Here is a 14,971-nt window from a genome sequence, read left to right as displayed (position 1 = left end):
TCTAAATTTCCCCTCATTAAACAAAAAATTTTTATGGCCTTGTTATTTAGCGATGAAACCCAAAACCAGATTTTTGTCCTGGATTTCATCGCCAAATAAATGGCTCAGGCAGTGTAACACCAAGGATCTCCTCCCGTGCTATACGCCAGAAAAGACGGATACTGGCTTTAACTTGATGAGTTTCTTTCCCCAGCGCCTTAAAAATCAGGCCACATTGATTAGGTAAGCGGCTAACACCGCTGGCTATACCCATTTCAGCATCATACTGCGGTGTGATGCGCATCAGAATACGATCGTGATGAATTTGAGGTGTCAACAGGATTACGTTACCAAACACATGAAATGGCCCCATCACCCCTACGTTGTTCAGCGGTTGTTTTTTGGGTTGCAGTACATAACGCTCTGCAAATAATATCTTGTCATCGGAATCAGTTGCCGTAATACGTGATGAGTAAACATCAAATTTAAATCCCTGATCCGCTAGGTGATATTTACGGCCTGACATAATTATCTCAGAATAAATCAGCGTTGCCGTTGGATGGATAACTATCTGAGTATCAGTGATAAACCGAGAACCGCTGTGAGGTATCACCGGATCAGGCACCATTTCCAGATAGCCTCCCCGCTCTATCTGAATGGTTTGTGCCTGCGCCGCGTAGTTATTTACCATCGAATGGATTTTGGTCGCCGATTGGGTGGTGACATGACCAAATGCATCCTGAGCAACATGAATATCCAGCGCCAACCGATCTCCTTGCAATATACATCCCGATGTGGAGATCATAAATACACATGGCATTTGTGGTAGTGCTTCATCCCAATATAACGCCCGCTGTACCAGATAAGGAACCTGACGTTCCATCTGAGCCAAAATACTACGTTCCCCACGCTGGGCAAACCCCAATCGTAAATAACCACTTTTACCCACATCACCACTTGCCATCTGCGGAGGTTCATCCTGAAACAATGCAAATTCCGGGGCATTGACACCAAGATCATGAACGCGTTGACGTGCTTCACTGGCATTTTGCTGCAAGCCGGTAGACGTCATTGTGTCGCCTGTAGTGCATGAGTAAACAGAAAATCACGCATAATCATATTTACCAACGCTTCAACACCTTCACCGGTTTTGCAATTCGTGAGGATATAGGGACGCTGACCGCGTACTACCTGAGTGTCACTCTCCATTACCGCCAGGCTAGCACCGACATAAGGTGCCAAATCGATTTTATTGATCACCAAAATATCGGCCTGAACCAAACCAGGGCCATTCTTACGTGGGATTTTCTCCCCTTCAGCCACATCAATCACATAAATATAAAAGTCGGCCAATGCAGGACTAAAAGTCAGGGTTAGATTATCACCACCACTTTCAATCAACACGACATCGCTGTCAGGAAAACGCGCTTCCATTTCCTCCACCGCAGCAATATTCATACTGGGATCTTCGCGTACTGCGGTGTGAGGACAAGCACCGGTTTCTACACCCAGTATTTTCTCCTCATCCAAAATGCCTTTCAGTGTCCGCTTGACCTGTTTGGCATCCTCAGTCGTGACAATATCGTTGGTAATAATCAGCGGTTTTATTCCGTGCTGGATCAAAATAGGTGTGATAACTTCAATAATGGCAGTCTTACCTGAACCGACAGGACCACCAATACCAATACGGGTAATTTTTTTCACAGGAATTTCCTCACACGATTAAGACGTAGTTTAAAACGATATCGGGATCAGGTTAGTTACTGAATAACCGGGTAAAAGCGCTAACATGTAATGCTGCCAGTACATCAGTCACAGGCGCATAAGATGTCATCTGCTCAATTCCCCCTTTTTCCGCCTCGTCACAAAACTGCTCAATATCCTGATTCAATAAGAACAAAATACGTTGAATCTCAATATGGGTAACACGCATTAGACGTATGGCCGCACTGAGTATTGTCATTGCAACACCATATTGATGCATCACGATCACTTCACGCGGAGTAGCACCCAATGCACTCATGACTACCGCCAAGGTAATCGGATAGGTACCGGCAGTAATATCGCTCTTTATTTGTGCCAGCCACCATGCAATCAACGACTCACCCGTTACCTCAACAGCCATTTCTGCTAACTTTTTCCCCATCCGCGTTACCATAGTGCGACTTTCTTCATTCAATTTGCGGTTAAGCACTGCCCAATCATGAGAGATAACGGCATCATGCTGTCCACTATTCAATGCCTGACAAGCAGCAGCAACCGCACGACCATCACAGCTAATGGCCTGTAACAGCGCTGTCCGGGTAAATTCGCTGAGCGTCGCCACGTCATATACGATTTTACTTTGAATAGCGGATTCCAAACCGTTTGAGAAAGAAAACGCACCAACAGGCAACACTGAATCCGCAAATTGCATGATTCTGATTAAGCGGAGAGCATTCATTTCAGTTTAATCACATGCTGGTTGAGAAATGTGTTATCGACATGAACGTGTGTTGCGGAATCCTCAGCACCACCAAATAATAAGCGAGCTTCGGAGTTGTTAAGAGAAGGCAAGATTTCTTCGCCTTTGACAAAAGAATAAGGTAATGCATGAAAACCATGAGTTTTCATGACTGAATCCATTACCTTAGTTGATACGGTCAGCGGAATATAAATCTGGTTATTTTTAATCACTGATTTCCAATGTTGGTTACCTAAGGCGTGACCCAGTTCAAAACTGGTTTTCATTATCGTTTCTGAATCCACTGACAATAATGACTTCAGATGAATAACCATCACATCACGTAAACTCATCTGCACAATAACCGCTAATCCTTTGGCTTCATCCCACAACAAAATATCGCCATCAGACAATACCTGATTACGATCAAGGGAAATACCCAAATCCAATCCATTAAGCGTGGATTTACGGCAACGGCTCTTTTGCGCTTCCCATTGCGAAAGTACTAAGATATCCGGTGAAATCCCTTGCAAGCGATCTCGCCAGAAAACATCTTTTTTGGCATTACCAAGAATATGCTCAATAATAATCATCAGATAATCCTCTGAACATGTATGCCCTTCATCTTTCAAGCAAAAAATATATTAACTAAAGAAATAGCGCTGATTTAGCGCAACTGTCCTGACCGGTTTCACGGTGGCATATTCACCATTCACCTTGACGGCAAAGGTTTCAGCATCCACTTCAATGGTTGGCGTTTCGGCATTACGTACCATATCTTGCTTAGAGATAGCCCGACAATTGCGCACTGCCATAACCTGGCGCTCTAAACCAAGCTGCTCTTTTACCCCTTGTTCCATTGCCGCCTGGGATACAAAAGTGACACAAGTTTCCTGAAGCGTTTTGCCTAATGCGCCAAACATCGGGCGATAAAATGTCGGCTGGGGTGTCGGCAATGAAGCATTCGGGTCACCCATTACTGCCCAGTTAATCATACCGCCTTTGATAACCAACTTAGGTTTTGCGCCGAAGAAACGCGGTTCCCACAACACAAGATCAGCCATCTTTCCTACTTCGACTGAACCAAGTACGTGGCTTATCCCCTGCGCGATCGCCGGATTAATCGTAATTTTGGCAACGTAACGTAATACGCGGAAATTATCGTTACCCGCAGCATCTTCCGGCAGCTTACCACGTGCGGCTTTCATGGCATGGGCAGTTTGCATCACTCGCAGCCAATTCTCTCCTACTCGCCCCATTGCCTGAGAGTCACTGGAGAACATCGACAATACCCCCATGTCATGTAAGACATTTTCCGCGGCAATAGTTTCCGAACGCACTCGGCTCTCAGAAAAGGCAACATCCGCCGGCACATTGGGATTAAGATTATGGCAAACCATAATCATATCAAACAGTTCTGCTTGACTATTGATACCGTAAGGCAACGTGGGATTGGTGGAACTGGGTAACACATTCATCTGGCTGGCAACTTTAATAATATCTGGTGCATGCCCGCCGCCAGCGCCTTCCGTGTGAAAAGTATGAATGGTGCGTCCTTCAAAAGCATCAATCGTGTCCTCAACATAACCACCTTCATTCAAACTGTCGGTATGTACTGCCACCTGAATATCCATTTCATCCGCCACTCGCAAGGCATGACGCAATGCAGAATTGGTTGCTCCCCAATCTTCATGCACTTTTAGCCCGGCAACGCCGGCCTTAATCTGCTCCACCAATGGCATAGCCACCGCAGCATGGCCTTTTCCCAAAATGCCTACGTTAACCGGCAAACTTTCAAAAGCACGTAACATACGGTGAATATGCCACGGACCCGCTGTGATAGTCGTTCCGTTAGTCCCATCAGTGGGGCCAACGCCACCACCAAAGAAAGTTGTCACACCATTGGACAAAGCATGTTCAGCTTGTTGGGGAGAAATAAAATGAATATGGGTATCAATGCCTGCTGCCGTGAGGATCAGATGCTCGCCGGATATTGCATCAGTACTGACCCCCACCACCATACCGGGTGTCACCCCATTCATCATACTGGGATTACCACTTTTACCTATCCCGACAATGCGGCCATCTTTTATACCGACATCGGCTTTAATGACACCTTGGCGCGCATCCAAAATAGTGACGTTGGTAATCACCAAATCCAGTACATTCGCACTAGTCATACGGTTATCTGCACCCATGCCATCACGCAGCGATTTACCCCCGCCGTAGACCGACTCATCACCATAACCACGCAGATCTTTTTCAATTTCAACAAACAGATTGGTATCACCCAAGCGAATCTTGTCGCCGATAGTCGGACCAAAAAGACCCACATATTCCTGCCGGGAAATGGTTGGCATAGTTTTATTCCTTTGTTCGAAAAATTTTCGACCTATCTTGAAGTTATTCAATAATTTTATAACTTCGTTCTATTCTATTACCCGGCATGTAGCCATGTTTCCTCTATATGCTCATCAGTAGCAACAAGGCGTTTACCTGCCCAACCATCGACTAAGTTATTAAATCCATAAACATTTTGTTTCCCACCAATCGGGATCAGAGACACTTCGATTTCATCGCCGGGTTCAAAACGAATTGCCGTTGTGGCGGTGATATTGAGTCGTTTACCAAACGCCGCTGCGCGATTGAATTGCAGGGCTTTGTTCACCTCAAAAAAATGAAAATGAGATCCTACCTGAATAGGACGATCACCTGAATTACGAACTCTTAATTGAATAGCCGAGCAATCCTCATTAAAGGAGATTGGGTCTTTAGCAAGAATATATCCCCCTAATGGAATAATATCTTCTTTATTATTTTTCATCGGAAAATCTCTACGTTATAGACGTGAGTCAAGACCATAAATTAATATTCTGTCTGGATAACTTTTCCTGCTATTCCAAAAATCATTGAATAGGATCATGTACCGTCACCAGGCGGCTACCATCAGTAAATATTGCTTCAACCTGCACATGTGGAATGAGATCAGCCACACCATCCATAACATCTTCTTTAGTTAGGACGTGCCTTGAATCATTCATGACTTCTTCTAACGTTTTTCCCTCTCTAGCCCCTTCCAAGGCAGCCGCGGTAATAATAGCGACAGCTTCAGGGTAATTGAGTTTTAAGCCACGAGACTTACGCTTTAATGCAACATCAGCCAATGTATATACCATGAGTTTCTCAATTTCTCTTGGCGTTAATTGCATAAAACCCCCTAATAATTGGTTATTCCATACAGTTACAATATTATGTCAAAACAATTCTGAATACTGGCTCATATATCCTTTAGAAAAAAAGTTTTGACATAAGAATCATATTATGTCAATTAAGATATTCTCCTTAAAACAAGTTAGTCCTCTTACCTCTTATTTAAGTTTATCCAAGGTAATATTACAAGTTGACTATTATTATGGTTTAGCAGAAGACCGTACATTATTGCGTACAGAGGATACTGGCTGTTTTTGTCTCTTAGAAATCACCCGCAAGCGGGTTTAATATTGATAGGTCTCTTATATGCATAAAAAACGCGCGCTTTCTCTTCTTGTTGTTCTGGTTGCTGCCAACATACTTGCTTGGATTTGGGCATTTATTGCTTTCCGTCATCATGCCGTAATGATGGGAGCCGCTCTGTTGGCTTACGGTTATGGTCTACGCCATGCAGTGGATGCCGATCATATTGCAGCGATTGATAACGTCACCCGCAAACTGATGCAGCAAGGCAAATCATCTATTGCGGTCGGCGCTTTCTTTTCCCTGGGACACTCTACCATTGTCATTTTGGCCTGCCTTGCCATCGTCCTGACCTCAATGGCTTTTAAAGATCAGATAGGTTGGGTCCATGACTACGGCGGTATTATTGGTACCGCAGTTTCTGCCTGTTTTCTGCTGGTAATTGCGCTGATTAATTTACTGATACTAAAAAGCGTCTATCAGAAGTTTCAGGAGATCAAACGCGGAAGAGATCTGGCTAAAAGTGATTTAACCGGATTAGAAGCAACACCAGGAGGAATAATGACCCGCCTATTCCATTCAGTATTCCGACTGGTAAACAAAAGCTGGCATATGTATTTGGTTGGTTTTCTGTTTGGATTGGGTTTCGACACCGCTACCGAAGTTGGGCTGTTAAGTATATCCGCTGCTGGCTCTCTCAGTGGACTTCCGCTGTGGTCAATAATGGTCTTTCCTGCCCTATTTGCCAGCGGGATGGCGCTCATCGACTCACTGGATAATTTCATCATGGTGGGGGCTTATGGCTGGGCTTTTTCCCAGCCAACGCGCAAGATCTACTACAACATGACGATTACTGCTGCTTCCGTCGCCGTAGCCTTGTTCATCGGCGGACTGGAAGCGCTCGGACTGATCGCCGAACAGTGGGATTTACATGGCATTTTCTGGGACACCATTGGCGCATTAAATGACAATATGGGTAACGTTGGTTTTTGGGTCGTTGGAATTTTCATTTTGTTCTGGACATTATCAGTGATGAATTATCACTGGAAGGGATACGACACGCTGGAGATTAAGTAACCAATACAAAATTCTTTACATGTGTGTGGTGTATACCCGTCATCTTTCAAGTTGCCTCTTTGTTGGCTGCACTCACTCACCCCGGTCACAGAGTTATCTATGCTCCCGGGGATCCGCTCCTTGGCCGTCGCGATGCATCTTGAAATCCATTGGGTATATACCCTTCATCTTTCAAATTGCTGCTTTGTTAGCTGCTTTCACTCACCAGTCACATAGTTATCTATGCGCCTGGGGATGCGTTCACTTGCCGCCGCGCTGCAACTCGAAATCTATTGGGTGTATTACCACCCAGAAATATTGTTATACTCGCGACATAATGATAGCATTTGTATTACTGATGATATCATTGTGAGAAAGGCTATAATAAAAAAATGAAACAGACAATAACCTTTCGCTTAGATGAAGGACTCAAAGCACGTATTAAAGCATTGGCTGACACACAAGGCATTTCTGCCCATTCACTCATGGTACGTTCAATCGAAAATGAAGTTGATATACTGGAAGCCAGACAACAATTTTTACGTTATGCCGAAAGCGCCTGGTTAGAATATGAAGCTACCGGCTTGCATTTGACTGGCGATGAGCTTTCTGACTGGTTGGATGCTATCACACGTGGCGAGGATAATAAGGAATTACCTGAATGCCATCTGTAATAATCACTCTAGCAGCTGTAAGGGATATAAATCGTCTTGGCTTAACTGAAGTCGTTGCAATATGCATTGAGCATCTAATCCCTCAAAATGCTCAAACACCGGTTTTATTTCTCCCCCCAAACGTAACTCTCCATTACAATAAATTTTATTTTCGAAACTACCAGACAAATTAAGCTCCTTAATAGAACGAGTAATAAAATATACATTAGAACTTTCATACTCAGAAAAATAATGTGATAGTGAAATTGCACCTTCTAGCGGACTGGGCGAGTTATGAAAACAATTACGCAGGATAGAGACTTCTTTCAGCCCTAAAGAATGCTGATGATTAAAAGCTTCGTTTCTAAGCGAACCAGCCGCAGCCTTACTCGGATCAAAAAAACCAATCAATTCGTCTGCTAAAACAGAAAACCGGGTATTAGTTGAACAGGATAACGCTAACATTACAGAACCACTTTGATACAAATGTTCTAATTGGAACGGATGGAACGCATTGATAATTTCAAATTTAACTCCCTCATAAATCATTGACGTTTGATATATGCCATTACTTAATTTTTTCGTACCTTGTTGATGGGCAATGACTTCTAATCTCTTTGCATCAAAGTCTGGAAATAGATGTAGAAATTCAAAAGCGCCAATAGTTCGATTTATCTCTTCTAAGCTGAGCTTGCTTAACACACTTTTTGGTAACTGAGATAGCCCATTATGAGCAGCACTGTTTAGCACATGGTATTGTTTTTCTACTATCTTATGCTTTTGGGCATATATTGAATTGAACACATTAATGCCGTGCAATTCCACCTTAAATAATGCTAGCTTGCTTGCAATTAGTGAAAAAATAGCCTGTAAATTGCTGCCTTCCTCGACCGCTTCAGGCTTTATCAATATCAAAAAATCATTTTTTCCTCTTTTGATTTCCCCTGAGGAATATACAACTTCAGAAAATGCAGCACTATTCGTCCTCGCAGCCATCACTAAATCCATTACCATGCTATTTTTGATTAAATTCATTTATCCCCTAACCTCAATATACCCTTCATCCTTCAAGTTGCTGCTTTGTTGGCTGCACTCACTCACCCCGGTCACATAGTTATCTATGCTCCCAGGGATTCGCTCCCTTGCCGTCGCGATGCAACTTGAAATCCATAGGGTATATACCCTTAATCACAAATTTAGTTTTTGGAAATGTTTGATAAATTCTCTCAATCTGCTTAACCATACTTCTATGCCCGAAAAGGGTATACCATAACATGCCATTATATTTGAATAATGTTCTAAAAGACTCGACGTTGCCATTCCAAAGTGATTTTTTCTTTACAATACGCATTAGAGATCTAAAGAGGACTCGATAAAATGTCTTATAAAGTGGTGTCTTTATCCATATTAATAGATCAGAATCGTTTATTAGCGACTCTTCTAATTCATAATAATTTCCATCGCAAACCCAATTCTCGTTTTTGGATGTGAGTATATTATATAAGTGCAAAATTTCATCGGGCGAGCGGCGACGCCATCCACTACCCCAAACCAATCCATCGAGTTCAATGTGCATAAAATTATTACTAAAACAAATTTCTCCTGCAAAAGATGATTTCCCGGAACCTGGTGTTCCTACAACCCAAATTTTCATAAGACTACCATTTTCTTAACTATTCAATGACTAATGTGCAGTATACCCACCATCAACGAATATCTCTGTCCCAGTGACAAATGATGACAAATCGGAAAGAAGAAATGCGAATATCTCTGCAACTTCATTTGGATCACCACAACGATTTAACAAATGCCTACCTCCAATGTCTGGGTGTTTATCAGCACCACGCCTATCCAATCCTAAATCTCGCTTAATAAAAAAGGCATTGTTTTCAGTCCAGATAGTACCTGGGCATACTGCATTTACTCTAATATTTTTCCCAGCTAGTTCTTTTGCCATGCACCGAGTTAAGGCGCTAATCGCCGCTTTAGATGCAGAGTAGGTACCAAAATTCTGTTGAGCAATATGTGCTGAAATAGATGACATATTAACAATAGAACCACCAGTATGATTAAACATCGACAAAAAATAATTAGAAAGTACAGAATAAGCGGCAACTGACTCTTTCATTATTTTTAGCCAACCATCGAATTTTTCGGAAAGAGTTTCAAAAGCAACACCTGCACCAATATTAGCAATACCATCAATATGAGAGAATTTCTGCTTGGCAAACGCTAAGAGTCGATTAATATCCCTTAACTCACTTATATCAGCGACGAAAAATTGTATATTTTGTTCAGAATTGGCCAGTTCTTTATGGGTACGTATAACCGACGCTAAATCTTTATCAACACAAAGCAAATTTGCTCCATAGCTTTGGAGTAAAATAGTAAGTGCCTTTCCTATTCCATTTCCAGCACCAACAACAACAATATTTTTACCTGCTAATCCACGCATGCTAATATTACCTCAAAAAATTCAGGTTAGTTAAATAATCTAGTCAACTTCAATAGGGAAATTCTGATTGTCACCATAGATAATTTTTTGTATTTCTTGACCAATATTAGGAGGACGAAAATCCTCACTTGAATTTAACAGTGCTTGCAAACTCCACCAATTCATATCCTTTAAAGTGCGTATCTCCTTTTCGGTCATACAATTATTTTCTTTATCACAGTGGTCCTCATATACCAAAAAATATCGTTCATGACTGAGAAACTTTTCACCTTTCCATTCTAAAACTACATTTCTAACCCAAACCCATTCAGGTGTAGACCTTAGGATAAGGCCAACCTCCTCACGTAACTCTCTATTTAATGCTTGCTCAAAAGACTCACCCTCTTTCAGACCTCCACCAGGAGTAACCCAGAATTCAATCAAATCCGCATTAATGCTGTCTTTAATTTCTTCAAAACTGAATTTAAAGAGCAGGACTTCTTGTTTACTATTAATCAATAATGCCCTGGCGGAATTTCTTATTTTCATTTAATTTCTCCGTTTAAAATACGATCTAACACTGTATTCAAATCCAACATACGATCAAAGTCCTGAACTACTTCATACCCTTCAACAGAAGAAACTAATTTATCGATAACCTGTCTACTCCAGTTATCATCATGATGAATCTGATCCGAAAGAAAATCGCTATATTTATTGAATTCTGACTCAAAATTATATGTAAGATTTTCAAAAAACTGCGCCTTGGTTAATCGTTTAGTTTTGACTTCATTAACATTATTCACAAAACTAGGAAAAATAACTACGTTAACTTTATAAATCGGCTCTAATTCTGAACTAAAAGCATCAGAAATTTCCTTGGGATAAAAAAAAGTGTAAAACGGATTGCTCATTACTGAATTAGCAGGATGACTTAATTCTTGCTGTTTATGAGCTAAGTACTGATAAATATGTGGTAAATTCAACGTATCCTTACGAACAGAAACAGCTCTTGGCCAGCCATAACCTAAAACTCCATCTTTACTAATCCTAATTCCCAAATCGTCGTTGGTAACAAATTCAGACTGCGAATTACCCAATGTAGTCAAAATAGAAGTCGTTTTTCCACTCCTTTTTCCCCCCATAAAGACAATACCATGAGAACCATATTTCACAAATCCACCATGAAAGAAACGCATTCCCTCATTATAAAAGTGTATCCTTGATAAGACTCGTATCAATCTATATGCATGTTGTACCTGCCAAATATCCTCGATAGGCGATTCGATTAGGATAATCTTATTATTTTTAGAGATTATATAACGCCGTTCAGGCTCTCCTTGTGGCTTTGCTACATCAACGATTAATGAGTCCTCCATTACATCAGACTTTGCCTGTTGCCCGATATATATGGTCCAACCCGAGAGATCAACATGCTGAAAACTGGACTCATAGTAAGGCACCAAATTCTTACTAATGATATCCAGTAGTGTTTTATTCAGCGATATTAAAGTGACCTTAAATGTTGCTTTAGAAATAACCAGCTTATTCATTTTGATAATTATTAATAATTTGGTGGAGTTGACATTTCAATTGATACGCCGCTTTAATGCCCCAAGGTAAATACCAATTCAATCCACTTGGATTAAGCCTATAAAATTTATCAAACAAATATGGTGAAGGTACGAAGTAAAGAAAACTAAGCGAGGGCAATAAATTTAGCTCTTTTTGATTCAAATTAAAGCTTCGTATAACTGAAACAACTAGTGATCTATTTAATTTGAATCCCCCTCTCTCAATTCTACAGAAATAAGCAACCGTTGTTAAAACATCAACAATCCTAGATCGTAAATGAAGATTATCCCAATCTACTGGATTCCAACTTCCTCGATATTCAAGTATATTCTGGATTTGATATTCACCATGCGAAATGAATAAATCAAGACTGTTATATGCTGCCAAAGTTCCTGCAAAATCGATATTTTTTAAGGCGGAAATAAACTCACACTTGTAAACAGAAGACCGAATAAAATATTCATCATCCAATGAACTATAGAAATGAATTAGGTTTTGCCCATTTTGTAACACAGTGCGCAGATCATTTCTTCCTATTTCAAGCGATAAATAATCAGAATAGTTGCTGATATTAATAGCTTGCATATTCTTCAAATAGGTAGTGGCCTTCTGAACAGTTTCAGCACAATTTAAACTTGGTGAGGTCGCATTCTCTAAATATTTTGACAAAGTCCAATAAACTCCGTCACCTCCGATAAAATATCCTAATTCACTACATTCAAGTAAATTTTCCAATCCATAACGCTTAAGTTCTGGGATAAGTTTATTTACAAGCGCTAACCAATCGTCCGTATAATCGTTATTACATTGTTTTAATAACCAACAGCCTTCTACATGGCTTATTTTCCAACATCTGTTTATGCTCGACAATTCAATCTCACCAACGGTCAGATCCTGAAAAGAATAATCAGTTAAGAAATGTCGAATATACTTATATAAATTCATTTTTTACATGAATCCTCCAAATAAAGATCGAATATTCATACTAAACCAATCTCTATATTTAGGGTCGTTGGTATATAAAGCGGGAAACCTAATAGAATTATTGACATATTCCTCACTATTAGGAAAAGAAAAATCAGAATTTCTTGAAAACCGTTCATTAAAACCATGTTCTTGCACAAACGCCAAGCTTTCATTAGAAAAGATCGCAGCACGGTGTAATGGAATCGTAGTCGTCTTTTCAATCGGCAGACCGTACCGTTTTCCCACTTTAACCAACTCGTTAATGTCACATCTACTACTATCGATCAAATATTTTATGCTGTATTGGGACTTAACTATATTCTTTCCTGACTCTATAGGATAAACAAAGTTAAAAGGCTGCAACAGCTCATCCAACCATTTTTCAAATTTTCTTCTGTTCTCTAAGTGCTTCTTAAAAGAATCAAATTGTACACACGCCATAGCAGCAGCAAATGGATGCATCCTAAAATTAAAACCTAACCCGGTGTAACAGAATTTTGAAAGTTCAGGCGAAGCCACATCTTCAAATGATCTTTTCTGAAGATAGCCAAGTAAAATAACTTTCTCATAAATAGTATCATCATCGGTAAGTAAAATACCGCCCTCACCACCTACGACGATCTTCTTATCTGTAATAGAAAATATTGAAATATCTCCCATGGTACCCACCAAAGATCCATCTCTAGAAGCACCTAATGCCTGCGCGCAATCTTCAATTATTATCAGATTATATTTCTCCGCAAAAGCCTTTATCTCATCCATTTGCGCGGGTATACCGTCCATATGAGTAATCACAATCGCTTTAGTTTTCAAACTTAGTCTTTCCTGAAATTCAGCTACAGTAGGATATGATTTACCTGGCGCATTATCGACTAATAACGGTGTACAATTGATATGAAGTAACGGCATAACAGTCGCAGGGAATGTATAACTTTGAACCAGTATTTCATCTTCTCTTGAAAGTCCACAACACAAAAAGGCCAGATATAATGCAGAAGTCCCTGAATTCAAAGCCACTGCGTATTTACGGCCTAGAAAATGTTTAAATTTATTTTCTAATTCATGAATCTTTTTTCCAGATGCATAATAAGAAATCTCACCTGAAGTCAAGCATCTCAATATCTCCTCTTTTTCAGGTTCAGATATAATAGGCCATGGGTTCATATTTGAAAAATCGTCTCTAATAGTTCGCAATGATTTAAAGATATTACTTACCATAATTGAACCTTTTCCGAAATCAAATCGGAGATAACGGTATTGATTTTCCCCAATTTTTCTCGAACAATTTTCTCAACTTCTATCATCTCATCTCCATTCAGATAATCACTCGATATTAAAACTTTATCAGGATCAACCAAATAGGACTCTTTCAGGGTATAAATATGTATTTCAAAGTATTTGTTATACTTTTCATATAAATATTGCGCTAGTTGATTGGCAAATAAGCCATAAATTTTACCGGTATGATCCATAGGGTTCTTACCCGCAGGGGCTTCAATACTCATCGGTCTCATCGGTGTAATAAGTCCGTTTAACCGATTACCTCGGCCAACCACACCCACATCACCCGTATCCGCAGCACTCCCAATAGCCGTAATATAGGGTTTTCCTCGACGATCTTGTGGATTTAATTCCAGACAGAGATCGATGCTTCCAAAAATATCTGCTATGAACGATTCAACTGACAATCTTGCCAATTCAATCTTGACCTTATAGTCAGCAACCGAGCTACAAAACTTACCTAAAATAGGCATATTAACAATGATCGAGTACTGCTCATTTTCTCTGGTGCCAAATACCTTAATATCCCAACCGGTATAAGGATGAATAGATTTAAAATCAACTGAATTGATAAACCTCTCAATTTTCAGCACCATATTTTCTAATGTAGTCAATGGGGCATAGCCTGAAACTAAATTACAGTCATTAGAGGTAAATTTATAATAATCTTCCAAAGATGGCAATTGATCTACACTGTCAGGCCGGTATCTTGATTCTGAACGGCCAGCGCCTTGATAATCAACTAACTTATTTTCAATAACAACATGTCGCTCAATATCGAAACCCGTCAAGCAATTATCCAGCACATCTTTGACGGCGCTTTTTAAAATACTGTCAACTGGTATCTGGTGTTTGCCGACACAATAACTCACCTTACCAGCAAATATTAATATATAAGGTTTAATGACCTCACCGACACCAAAACAAATATTAGACTCCCCACCAATTAACATTGTTTTATCAAACCAGTGGTGAGCCACCTTGCCAAATTTATTAAGACAATAATTTGCATACATTGCTGATGCTTTTTCCGCAATAGCATCACACATTGTATCTGGATGACCTGCTCCTTTTCGTTCTACATGTTCGAATTGTAGATTAGAATTTTTTTGTTCAAAAAAAATTTCCATT

At 40.2% G+C, this 14,971-nt stretch carries 18 protein-coding genes; 2 read left to right on the top strand and 16 right to left on the bottom strand.

The window, feature by feature from the left end; all coding sequences use genetic code 11:
- Positions 1-85: 85 nt before the first annotated feature.
- The 7 genes from BDD30_RS19205 to BDD30_RS19175 all read right to left on the bottom strand — a co-directional run bounded on the left by BDD30_RS19205 (position 86) and on the right by BDD30_RS19175 (position 5,631).
- Complete coding sequence (locus tag BDD30_RS19205) at positions 86-1,051, bottom strand: urease accessory protein UreD (RefSeq protein ID WP_015834511.1); 966 nt, start codon at positions 1,049-1,051, stop codon at positions 86-88.
- Positions 1,048-1,683 carry an urease accessory protein UreG gene (gene ureG / locus BDD30_RS19200; RefSeq protein ID WP_015834512.1) on the bottom strand — a complete coding sequence of 212 codons (636 nt, stop codon included), beginning with the start codon at positions 1,681-1,683 and terminating at the stop codon, positions 1,048-1,050. The genes BDD30_RS19205 and ureG overlap by 4 nt, the downstream gene beginning before the upstream one ends.
- Positions 1,684-1,735: 52 nt before the next feature.
- On the bottom strand, positions 1,736-2,422 hold the full coding sequence (locus BDD30_RS19195) for an urease accessory protein UreF (protein ID WP_015834513.1): 687 nt from the start codon (positions 2,420-2,422) through the stop codon (positions 1,736-1,738).
- A complete protein-coding gene (locus tag BDD30_RS19190; RefSeq protein WP_015834514.1) occupies positions 2,419-3,015 on the bottom strand; it encodes an urease accessory protein UreE in 597 nt (198 codons plus the stop codon). The genes BDD30_RS19195 and BDD30_RS19190 overlap by 4 nt, the downstream gene beginning before the upstream one ends.
- Positions 3,016-3,066: 51 nt before the next feature.
- Positions 3,067-4,782, bottom strand: a complete 1,716-nt coding sequence (locus tag BDD30_RS19185) for an urease subunit alpha (RefSeq protein WP_041381901.1) — start codon at positions 4,780-4,782, stop codon at positions 3,067-3,069.
- A gap of 77 nt (positions 4,783-4,859) precedes the next feature.
- Positions 4,860-5,246, bottom strand: coding sequence for an urease subunit beta (locus tag BDD30_RS19180; protein ID WP_015834516.1), 387 nt, complete (start codon positions 5,244-5,246; stop codon positions 4,860-4,862).
- 82 nt (positions 5,247-5,328) lie between these two features.
- On the bottom strand, positions 5,329-5,631 hold the full coding sequence (locus tag BDD30_RS19175; RefSeq protein WP_015834517.1) for an urease subunit gamma: 303 nt from the start codon (positions 5,629-5,631) through the stop codon (positions 5,329-5,331).
- Between the two features lie 307 nt (positions 5,632-5,938).
- Between BDD30_RS19175 and BDD30_RS19170 the strand changes: the two genes are divergently transcribed.
- Complete coding sequence (locus BDD30_RS19170) at positions 5,939-6,952, top strand: HoxN/HupN/NixA family nickel/cobalt transporter (RefSeq protein WP_015834518.1); 1,014 nt, start codon at positions 5,939-5,941, stop codon at positions 6,950-6,952.
- On the opposite strand, the gene BDD30_RS24815 is transcribed toward BDD30_RS19170, so the two are convergent.
- Positions 6,916-7,041: a hypothetical protein gene (locus tag BDD30_RS24815; protein ID WP_282958055.1), complete on the bottom strand. Its 126-nt coding sequence runs from the start codon at positions 7,039-7,041 to the stop codon at positions 6,916-6,918. The genes BDD30_RS19170 and BDD30_RS24815 overlap by 37 nt on opposite strands.
- Positions 7,042-7,323: 282 nt before the next feature.
- Between BDD30_RS24815 and BDD30_RS19165 the strand changes: the two genes are divergently transcribed.
- Positions 7,324-7,605: a CopG family ribbon-helix-helix protein gene (locus BDD30_RS19165; protein ID WP_015834521.1), complete on the top strand. Its 282-nt coding sequence runs from the start codon at positions 7,324-7,326 to the stop codon at positions 7,603-7,605.
- A gap of 3 nt (positions 7,606-7,608) precedes the next feature.
- Here the strand turns inward: BDD30_RS19165 and BDD30_RS19160 are convergent, their stop codons facing one another.
- The 8 genes from BDD30_RS19160 to BDD30_RS19130 form a co-directional block, all read right to left on the bottom strand.
- Entirely contained in the window at positions 7,609-8,619 is a 1,011-nt protein-coding gene (locus BDD30_RS19160) for a nucleoside-diphosphate kinase (RefSeq protein ID WP_015834522.1), read from the bottom strand.
- A gap of 79 nt (positions 8,620-8,698) precedes the next feature.
- Positions 8,699-9,238 (bottom strand): P-loop NTPase family protein, encoded by a 540-nt coding sequence (locus BDD30_RS23260; protein ID WP_015834523.1) that lies wholly within the window; start codon positions 9,236-9,238, stop codon positions 8,699-8,701.
- A 30-nt stretch (positions 9,239-9,268) separates the two neighbouring features.
- A complete protein-coding gene (locus tag BDD30_RS19155) occupies positions 9,269-10,039 on the bottom strand; it encodes an SDR family NAD(P)-dependent oxidoreductase (protein ID WP_015834524.1) in 771 nt (256 codons plus the stop codon).
- A 39-nt stretch (positions 10,040-10,078) separates the two neighbouring features.
- Complete coding sequence (locus BDD30_RS19150) at positions 10,079-10,567, bottom strand: NUDIX hydrolase (RefSeq protein WP_015834525.1); 489 nt, start codon at positions 10,565-10,567, stop codon at positions 10,079-10,081.
- On the bottom strand, positions 10,564-11,571 hold the full coding sequence (locus BDD30_RS19145) for a hypothetical protein (protein ID WP_015834526.1): 1,008 nt from the start codon (positions 11,569-11,571) through the stop codon (positions 10,564-10,566). The genes BDD30_RS19150 and BDD30_RS19145 overlap by 4 nt, the downstream gene beginning before the upstream one ends.
- The gene (locus BDD30_RS19140) at positions 11,564-12,538 is read right to left on the bottom strand and encodes a hypothetical protein (RefSeq protein WP_015834527.1); all 975 of its coding nucleotides are present in this window, start codon (positions 12,536-12,538) and stop codon (positions 11,564-11,566) included. Before BDD30_RS19140 ends, BDD30_RS19145 begins: the two co-directional genes overlap by 8 nt.
- Before the next feature lie 3 nt (positions 12,539-12,541).
- A complete protein-coding gene (locus BDD30_RS19135; protein ID WP_015834528.1) occupies positions 12,542-13,777 on the bottom strand; it encodes a DegT/DnrJ/EryC1/StrS family aminotransferase in 1,236 nt (411 codons plus the stop codon).
- Positions 13,771-14,970: a methionine adenosyltransferase gene (locus tag BDD30_RS19130; protein ID WP_015834529.1), complete on the bottom strand. Its 1,200-nt coding sequence runs from the start codon at positions 14,968-14,970 to the stop codon at positions 13,771-13,773. Before BDD30_RS19130 ends, BDD30_RS19135 begins: the two co-directional genes overlap by 7 nt.
- Position 14,971 lies beyond the last annotated feature (1 nt).

This window comes from Photorhabdus asymbiotica (assembly GCF_003634575.1).
Taxonomy (GTDB): domain Bacteria; phylum Pseudomonadota; class Gammaproteobacteria; order Enterobacterales; family Enterobacteriaceae; genus Photorhabdus; species Photorhabdus asymbiotica.
This window is presented reverse-complemented; position numbering and strand designations above follow the sequence as displayed.

Bases quoted from the DNA above. Each gene is read 5' to 3' on its own strand.
- BDD30_RS19205 (WP_015834511.1), bottom strand. From the start codon at position 1,051: ATGACGTCTACCGGCTTGCAGCAAAATGCCAGTGAAGCACGTCAACGC.
- BDD30_RS19195 (WP_015834513.1), bottom strand. From the start codon at position 2,422: ATGAATGCTCTCCGCTTAATCAGAATCATGCAATTTGCGGATTCAGTG.
- BDD30_RS19190 (WP_015834514.1), bottom strand. From the start codon at position 3,015: ATGATTATTATTGAGCATATTCTTGGTAATGCCAAAAAAGATGTTTTC.
- BDD30_RS19185 (WP_041381901.1), bottom strand. From the start codon at position 4,782: ATGCCAACCATTTCCCGGCAGGAATATGTGGGTCTTTTTGGTCCGACT.
- BDD30_RS19180 (WP_015834516.1), bottom strand. From the start codon at position 5,246: ATGAAAAATAATAAAGAAGATATTATTCCATTAGGGGGATATATTCTT.
- BDD30_RS19175 (WP_015834517.1), bottom strand. From the start codon at position 5,631: ATGCAATTAACGCCAAGAGAAATTGAGAAACTCATGGTATATACATTG.
- BDD30_RS19170 (WP_015834518.1), top strand. From the start codon at position 5,939: ATGCATAAAAAACGCGCGCTTTCTCTTCTTGTTGTTCTGGTTGCTGCC.
- BDD30_RS19165 (WP_015834521.1), top strand. From the start codon at position 7,324: ATGAAACAGACAATAACCTTTCGCTTAGATGAAGGACTCAAAGCACGT.
- BDD30_RS19160 (WP_015834522.1), bottom strand. From the start codon at position 8,619: ATGAATTTAATCAAAAATAGCATGGTAATGGATTTAGTGATGGCTGCG.
- BDD30_RS23260 (WP_015834523.1), bottom strand. From the start codon at position 9,238: ATGAAAATTTGGGTTGTAGGAACACCAGGTTCCGGGAAATCATCTTTT.
- BDD30_RS19155 (WP_015834524.1), bottom strand. From the start codon at position 10,039: ATGCGTGGATTAGCAGGTAAAAATATTGTTGTTGTTGGTGCTGGAAAT.
- BDD30_RS19150 (WP_015834525.1), bottom strand. From the start codon at position 10,567: ATGAAAATAAGAAATTCCGCCAGGGCATTATTGATTAATAGTAAACAA.
- BDD30_RS19145 (WP_015834526.1), bottom strand. From the start codon at position 11,571: ATGAATAAGCTGGTTATTTCTAAAGCAACATTTAAGGTCACTTTAATA.
- BDD30_RS19140 (WP_015834527.1), bottom strand. From the start codon at position 12,538: ATGAATTTATATAAGTATATTCGACATTTCTTAACTGATTATTCTTTT.
- BDD30_RS19135 (WP_015834528.1), bottom strand. From the start codon at position 13,777: ATGGTAAGTAATATCTTTAAATCATTGCGAACTATTAGAGACGATTTT.
- BDD30_RS19130 (WP_015834529.1), bottom strand. From the start codon at position 14,970: ATGGAAATTTTTTTTGAACAAAAAAATTCTAATCTACAATTCGAACAT.